At 46.4% G+C, this 6,476-nt stretch carries 9 protein-coding genes; all 9 read right to left on the bottom strand.

The window, feature by feature from the left end:
* Positions 1 to 243 (bottom strand): helix-turn-helix domain-containing protein (locus BM063_RS18410; RefSeq protein WP_143085378.1); only part of this gene is annotated, 243 nt, incomplete at its 3' end.
* Positions 227 to 1,141, bottom strand: coding sequence for a hypothetical protein (locus BM063_RS16955; protein WP_143085428.1), 915 nt, complete (start codon positions 1,139 to 1,141; stop codon positions 227 to 229). The genes BM063_RS16955 and BM063_RS18410, both read right to left, overlap by 17 nt.
* Before the next feature lie 17 nt (positions 1,142 to 1,158).
* Entirely contained in the window at positions 1,159 to 1,551 is a 393-nt protein-coding gene (locus tag BM063_RS17440) for a hypothetical protein (protein ID WP_143085427.1), read from the bottom strand.
* 281 nt (positions 1,552 to 1,832) lie between these two features.
* The gene (locus tag BM063_RS17435; RefSeq protein ID WP_143085426.1) at positions 1,833 to 2,228 is read right to left on the bottom strand and encodes a hypothetical protein; all 396 of its coding nucleotides are present in this window, start codon (positions 2,226 to 2,228) and stop codon (positions 1,833 to 1,835) included.
* A 78-nt stretch (positions 2,229 to 2,306) separates the two neighbouring features.
* Positions 2,307 to 3,131 carry a M23 family metallopeptidase gene (locus BM063_RS16945; RefSeq protein ID WP_092041854.1) on the bottom strand — a complete coding sequence of 275 codons (825 nt, stop codon included), beginning with the start codon at positions 3,129 to 3,131 and terminating at the stop codon, positions 2,307 to 2,309.
* Between the two features lie 101 nt (positions 3,132 to 3,232).
* Positions 3,233 to 3,559: a hypothetical protein gene (locus tag BM063_RS16940; protein ID WP_092041852.1), complete on the bottom strand. Its 327-nt coding sequence runs from the start codon at positions 3,557 to 3,559 to the stop codon at positions 3,233 to 3,235.
* A 116-nt stretch (positions 3,560 to 3,675) separates the two neighbouring features.
* Entirely contained in the window at positions 3,676 to 4,227 is a 552-nt protein-coding gene (locus tag BM063_RS16935) for a pilus assembly protein TadG-related protein (protein WP_092041848.1), read from the bottom strand.
* Between the two features lie 96 nt (positions 4,228 to 4,323).
* Positions 4,324 to 5,640 (bottom strand): vWA domain-containing protein, encoded by a 1,317-nt coding sequence (locus BM063_RS16930; protein ID WP_143085425.1) that lies wholly within the window; start codon positions 5,638 to 5,640, stop codon positions 4,324 to 4,326.
* Between the two features lie 229 nt (positions 5,641 to 5,869).
* The gene (locus BM063_RS18405) at positions 5,870 to 6,394 is read right to left on the bottom strand and encodes an IS5 family transposase (protein WP_425439185.1); all 525 of its coding nucleotides are present in this window, start codon (positions 6,392 to 6,394) and stop codon (positions 5,870 to 5,872) included.
* Between the last annotated feature and the right edge of the window lie 82 nt (positions 6,395 to 6,476).

The raw sequence follows: 6,476 nt of genomic DNA, 5'->3' as shown, positions 1-6,476 counted from the left end.
CGGGCGGCCGCCTCCATAACGGGGGTGAAGCGATTTCATCCCTTCCTTATTAAACCGGTGAATCAACCGTCGAACGTGATCCTCGGATAGGTGATACAGTCGGGCGATGTTTGGGACGGTCATCTTTTGGGCGGATGCCAGAATAACCATTGCCCGCCGGACTTTCACCGGATGGGATCCTTTTCGAATGATATGTCTTAATTGATTGCCTTCCTTGGTGGTCAAGTCACGAACGAAAATCATTTCGATCACCTATGAATCCATTCGACCATGAGGTAACATTTTCCTTCGGAATTTCCCGATCTAAGTTAGTCGACGGGGCACTAGGATTGCGAGCTGAACGTTTCATTTTGTGGAGTATAGCTATATCTGAATCCGTATATTCCCCTCGAAAGGCTCGCTCCATCTCCTGTATCGGTTTCTTGTCCTCAGGACGTATCCGATTCATCATGTTCCGGTGGTAAAAAAGCAGAATAAGATAACGCATCCATAAAAGAATTTTCCAGGGTGGGATGCGAAAAATGAGTGCACGCATGAGCCGTTCCCGCTTTTCAAAAGACCGAAGTTGAGCCTGATTCCGATCGTACATTGCTTTTCCAAGTTGTAATTGTAATTTGCGCATCTCCTTTATGTCTTCTTCAGTCACCCGAAATTCCTGAAAAACCTTTTCTAGGACCTCTCTTCCCCTAGCTATCGCATCTTCCATTTCCCGCCGCTTTTCAATCTGATATTTCGATACCTGCCGAAAGGTCTCCAGGTCCTCCCGAATCTCCGGAGACAACCGATCTTTGAGTTCTTTTTCGATCTTTTCCAACAAGGACAATATATGCCGATACGTCTGGATTGTCCGGGTTCTGAGCAAATGCTCCGCTCTGATATTTAATGCCGCATTTGCAGCGGCTACACGGGCTGACAGCTCTATTACTTTTTTAGCTTCATCATAATATGGAACAGTCCCATCTTCTCGAACTACAAGAATTTGTTCGGTTGGTTCGTATTGAACACAATAGTATATTTCACCTTTATATTCAAGATTGAATGGGAGGAAATAATATGTTTCCTTTCCTCTCTTATATTGTTTTACCGTTTGAACAACCCTATTAGGAACTCTTTTTTCAGCCATTCTCCACAGCTTCTTCATGTTCAACTTCTTCATATTCAACTAAACCATCCTTTCACTGTGTTCCAACCCTTTGAAACCAGCTCTCCCGCCTTTTTCACTGCTGATACTGTATCATTAACCAAATCCTTTCCAAAACCTATAGGATCGTTTACCAATTTTTTAAATCCATGTTTAATAGCAGGCCAGTTTTTGTAGATGGTTGCACCCAACCACAATCCCCCACCAACAACTCCCACGACAAAGCCGGCAGGCGGTGACGCCAGAGCAATCAGAGGTCCCGCGCTCATTAGGGTATCCCCTAAGCTTTGAATCCCACTTGCTACATCACCTTTTACAAAGTTATCTACAGTCTCTACAGCTCCAAACAACATCCCAATTCCGGAAAGTATTGGGTTTGCCTTGGCTAATATTTTATTTTTAGGGATCAAACCTGCAGCTTTATATAGCTCTGCTGTTTCTACATATTTTTTCGCATTCCGCCATCATATAACCCCATTACATCATTAACTTTGTCAACGGCGTCCCAAGCATCCAACCCTGTTTTTAAAAGTGATGGTCTTTGTTGATCATCTTTTTTAGGGTTATCAGGATCATCATGACTTGGAAGAAGTAAGCCAAAACCATTTCGTAATGCCTTGACCGCGTATCTCGCTTTCCAATCATATTCGGATTTTTTTCTTCCAATTCCTTTAAGATAATCTTTATTCCGTTATACTTTATAAGAGTTATGTTCACCAAAGTAGTCAGTCAACAAATTTTTTCCTACATATTTTAACCCTGGCCAATAATCTGGTAAAAATCCTTTGTTATTGTCATCAGATTTCGGTTTCCCTTGAGGATTTGTCTTTTTCGATCCTGAATTGTTATCTTTTGAACCCTCATAGCCTCCCGCTTGGCCCTTATAACCTTCTGCTTGACCCTGGTAACCTCCCGCTTGGCCCTGATAACCTCCCGCTTGGCCCTGGTAGCCTCCCGCTTTACCCTGGTAACCTCCTGCTTGGCCCTGGTAGCCTTCAGCAAATGCAATACCTAAAAATGGCGAGATGAGTGTTAAAAAAATGAAAGAAAGCATAAATAATGCCATTATACGGTATATTTTCCTCATGCTTTCTCTCCTCTCGCTCGTTTCACACCATATCACAGAATTCCTAACCGTGAAATAGCTACATCTTTCTACAGACCGTTACTCGGACAAGAAAGGAAGCGGGTCCACTGGTTCTCCTCTAACGCGGACTTCAAAGTGCAAGTGAGGCCCTGTTGATTTCCCGTTATTACCGACTGCAGCGATTTGTTGACCTCTTTTAACCCGCTGTCCGGGAACAACTAATATCTGATGCGGGTACATGTGGCCATACACGGTTTCCAATCCTCCGCCGTGGTCAATAACTATCCAACATCCAAAACCTGTAGCAGGCCCCGCGCGTTTTACTATCCCGTCTTCGGCAGCATAGATAGGCGTACCGATGGGGGCAGGAAAATCAATGCCTTTATGCTGAGCTGTTCCACCATAAACAGGATCAGTCCGACGACCAAAAGTTGAGCTAATTGTTGGATTAGCCACAGGGAAACCCAGTTGTCCATTACCCATCATTAACGGACTGGCAAAATTGTACGTATTAAGAGCCGGCGCTTTTTCCTCCGTTTCATAGGTGATCGGTTTGGAAGCCATAAATAAAATCGGAATCTCCACTTTCGCCTTGGCGATCGCTTCACCGTCTTCAATTTTGACATCCAAGCGCTTCAGCTTGTAGCCTCGTGATTGTCCGAAAGAGTCTTTCCCCTTTTCCTCCGCCTCATCGGTGTCACCCGTAGTGGACGCCACTCGTACCGCGTCACGCACTGCCGCATGAGTGTCTATCACTGCCATCCCTGATAAAAAGAGTTGCCAAGCTATCAAGGATAATAGAATAAACAAAGGTAACAAAACCACAAATTCGAGAGTCACGGAACCTTTCCTTTGTGTCCGGTTCCATACAAGAAACCCCACAAATAGACCTTTCAATTCCATTCCTCCCAAAAAAAACAGGGGAATTGCTACAAAGTGCAGCAGTTATTAAGTTACTCAACGCTGTTACGCAAAATCCATGTTGAAGAAAAAGAACAAATGGATTAATCAATCACCGGTGTCTTGACTTTACTGCGGTAGTGAAACGGAGCCGCAGAGGTAAACAACCACTCGATCCGTGTGCGGGCGGTAGCAATAACCTCTTCGTCTTTGATTTCCACCTTCAGTGATTCCATGTCGTAATATCCGGAGGCATCAAACCGGTTTAATCCCCATCTTTTGGCTTTCTTTTCATCTCCAATTTCGGCCGCGTACCGAACCGTATCACGCAAAGTAACCTCCGTCTCAACAACAGCCATGCCGGCAACAAAAAACTGGGCGATAAATAATATCATGATCAAAAGCAATGGGATTAGCGTCACAAACTCCATTGTAACAGAGCCCTTTTTAAAGCTTCGCCCAATGCTCTTATTTAGCACCGGTTTGCTCCCCCTTCCTCGACTTGAGGAAACCGGCTTGATTAAGACCCGTGATTGCTATCGATCCACTAATAGGCGATTGTCTGTCTTGATTTTAACCACTTCAAATAATCTCTTTTAGGTCCCGTACCACTGCCTTTGACAAAGGCATCCTTAAACCAATCCTGAAAGACCGGCGGTTCGTACTTCATCCGAGCCTCGACCTCAATTCTCCCGTTTACGGGCAGGCGGATCTCCCCGTGTTTGTGACCACCGTTCTTGGTCACATATTTTCTGACCTCTTCCCGCAGCTCATTTTGCCGGCGTTCTAACACCCTTCTCATGAAGGCATGCCGTTTTTCCTCGGTCCCCATAACGATCGAATAGGGATCCCTGTCGGGATACACATTCATGGCTTCCTGCATTGCCCGATTCAGTTCCTCCTGCACCAGCTGATCCAGTTTCTTCGTGGCCGCCAAACTTCCTGCATCCGCCACCGCTTGAGCATAGGCGTGTTGCATCCACGCAACTACCAACGTTCCTACCATCGAAAACACTACAAAGAAGGCGGCAAGCCCCACCACCCAAAACATTGTTACGTTTCCCCGTCGATCAAGCCGACGACGGTAGCGATGAAGCATATATTATAGTCTCCTCCTGCGAAAAGTGCTTGCAAAAAAGGAAAACAAGACAAAGTATGAAGTAGGAATGACTCATATTTGCCTTTTTATTTCATATTAACGATCGTATTGCTCTAGCATTTCTTTTTCTTTCTTCTTCACTTTCTGCTGCTCATTAATTCTTTCCTCTTCTAATACTTTATCCAATTCTTTATATCGATTTCTTTGGTATGCATTGATTTTTCTCCATCGATCAATAATCCTATTGTATAGTTCAACAGGGTTTTGCAATTTCCCCATTTTTTCGAGATAATTTTTGGCTTTTAACATTCGAGAATTTTCCTGGAAGTTCCTTTCAGATAACGATGTAGTTAAGTTAGTCATTTCATTCCACTTATCTCCCCACTGCTCTTGGGCATCTAAATAACTTTTACTTCCCCAAGTCATCCATTCAACCCTCAAACGAGCATATTCCTCTTCCAAATACCTTTGCAAGTCCTCACCTGAACTAACTGTAGTATATTTCCCTCCGCCGGCTTCAGCCACCTTCTTCAACGCACGCTGTCCTTCATTGTCCACGTCAAATCCGATGATGTTCACGATCGCCTGGATCTCCGACTCATGCAGCTCCTTCGCTGCCTTGACCGGATCCCCGCCGCAGGTCTCGATCCCGTCACTCACCACGTAAATGATGTTCTCCACGTTTTCTCCCGTATTTTCGCTCAAATCATTTTTCGCCTGCTCGATCGCCGCGGCCAAGGGAGTCCAGCCCGTCGGACGGAATTTGTTCAGAGACTTCTGGAAGGTAGCTTTGTCATAGGCCCCCAGGGGATAAACCACTTCGGTGCTCTTGCAGGAGAGTTCCTTATCCTTCTGCTGGTTGCTTCCCTTGTGGCCGTATACCCGGAGTGCCACCTGGGCGCCCTCCGGCAGTTTGGAGGAAAAATTCCGGATTGCCTCCTTGGCCAGGTCCATCTTCACACCACCACTCACCCGGCCGGCCATGCTCCCGCTGGCATCCAGGAGGATTTCCACATTCACCTGCTTAGGCAGATTTCCCTCCGGAGCGTTGACACCTCCCGGTTCTTCAATATTTGTTTTGATGGTGGGGTCCAACGCATCCAGTTCCCTGAGGATTGATTTGTAGTCTTCGGCCAGCAAGGCTACCAAATGGTTATAAGCCTCATCCGCCGTCATGTTGTCAGGCAGTTTATCCAGCTCCGCCTTCACCTTTTCCTCGTCGTACTTGTCTCCGGCATATTTGCCCGGTCCCTCCCGGAGCATTCCTTCCACATCGGTGGCGGCCTGTTTCACCTCCACTTCATTCGAATCCTTGTCCGCATCAGCCTGATCCGCATTCTTTCCGGAAAGCAGGGAACATCCGCTGCTGAAAACCAGGCAAAGGACCAGCATCCATAAGAGCGTTCGTTTCATCGCTTTCCCCCCAATCTTTTGCAACCCTTCATAGGAATTCAAAGTCTTTCATCGAAGATTATATCCACTCATCCCTTGTGGTCAATAGAACTCTACATGTAAAAAAGAAAAAGCATCACCAAGGTTCGTCGATCCCTCCAAATATAAATATCTAAAATGGCGTCATTCTGGCAAAACCGACACTTCCCTCAGACGACCGTTTAGGTAGAATCACTAGAATCACTAGAAGCTATTTCAAAATTCGGTTTACACACCAAATAATGAATGCAATCAGGCAAAAAGCTCTATAGATATGCAAATATCGGTCATATCGGACCACCAATCGACGGTAATTGTTCATCCACCCAAAGCAACGCTCAATGATCCAACGCCGGCGGTATCCCTCTCCCACACGGATGGGACGGCCACGACGGGGTTTGCGGCTTTTTCGCTGAATGGTGGGAATGGTGGGCTTGATTCCTCGTCGGCGCAACCAGATTCGGAAAGAACGGCTGTCATAAGCTTTGTCAGCCACCAATTCCTTGGGCCGCGTTCGGGGACGTCCCCACCTTTGCGGTACCCGAACCGTTTTCAGGGTGGCTTCCGCTAGCCGGATTTCATGATGTTGGGCGCTGTCCAGATACAGACCGATCGGCACCCCGTTTCCATCCGATACCATCATAACCTTGGTTCCCTTGCCCACCTTGGTTTTTCCAATCCCGTCTCCCCTTTTTTGGCAGGAACAAATCGACCATCCAGAAAAGCTTGAGCCCATTCGATTTTCTCTTCCGCATCCATTCGACTCAACAGCGCACGCCAAATCCGCTCCCACGTCCCGTCTTCCGACCATTGTTTCA

The sequence above is a fragment of the Planifilum fulgidum genome (assembly GCF_900113175.1).
GTDB classification, from domain to species: Bacteria; Bacillota; Bacilli; order Thermoactinomycetales; family DSM-44946; genus Planifilum; species Planifilum fulgidum.
The sequence above is the reverse complement of the archived record's forward strand: the minus strand, read 5'-3'. Positions and strand labels throughout refer to the sequence as shown.

Bases quoted from the DNA above. Each gene is read 5' to 3' on its own strand.
- BM063_RS16955 (WP_143085428.1), bottom strand. From the start codon at position 1,141: ATGAAGAAGCTGTGGAGAATGGCTGAAAAAAGAGTTCCTAATAGGGTT.
- BM063_RS16945 (WP_092041854.1), bottom strand. From the start codon at position 3,131: ATGGAATTGAAAGGTCTATTTGTGGGGTTTCTTGTATGGAACCGGACA.
- BM063_RS17435 (WP_143085426.1), bottom strand. From the start codon at position 2,228: ATGAGGAAAATATACCGTATAATGGCATTATTTATGCTTTCTTTCATT.
- BM063_RS16940 (WP_092041852.1), bottom strand. From the start codon at position 3,559: ATGGAGTTTGTGACGCTAATCCCATTGCTTTTGATCATGATATTATTT.
- BM063_RS16935 (WP_092041848.1), bottom strand. From the start codon at position 4,227: ATGCTTCATCGCTACCGTCGTCGGCTTGATCGACGGGGAAACGTAACA.
- BM063_RS18405 (WP_425439185.1), bottom strand. From the start codon at position 6,394: ATGGGCTCAAGCTTTTCTGGATGGTCGATTTGTTCCTGCCAAAAAAGG.
- BM063_RS16930 (WP_143085425.1), bottom strand. From the start codon at position 5,640: ATGAAACGAACGCTCTTATGGATGCTGGTCCTTTGCCTGGTTTTCAGC.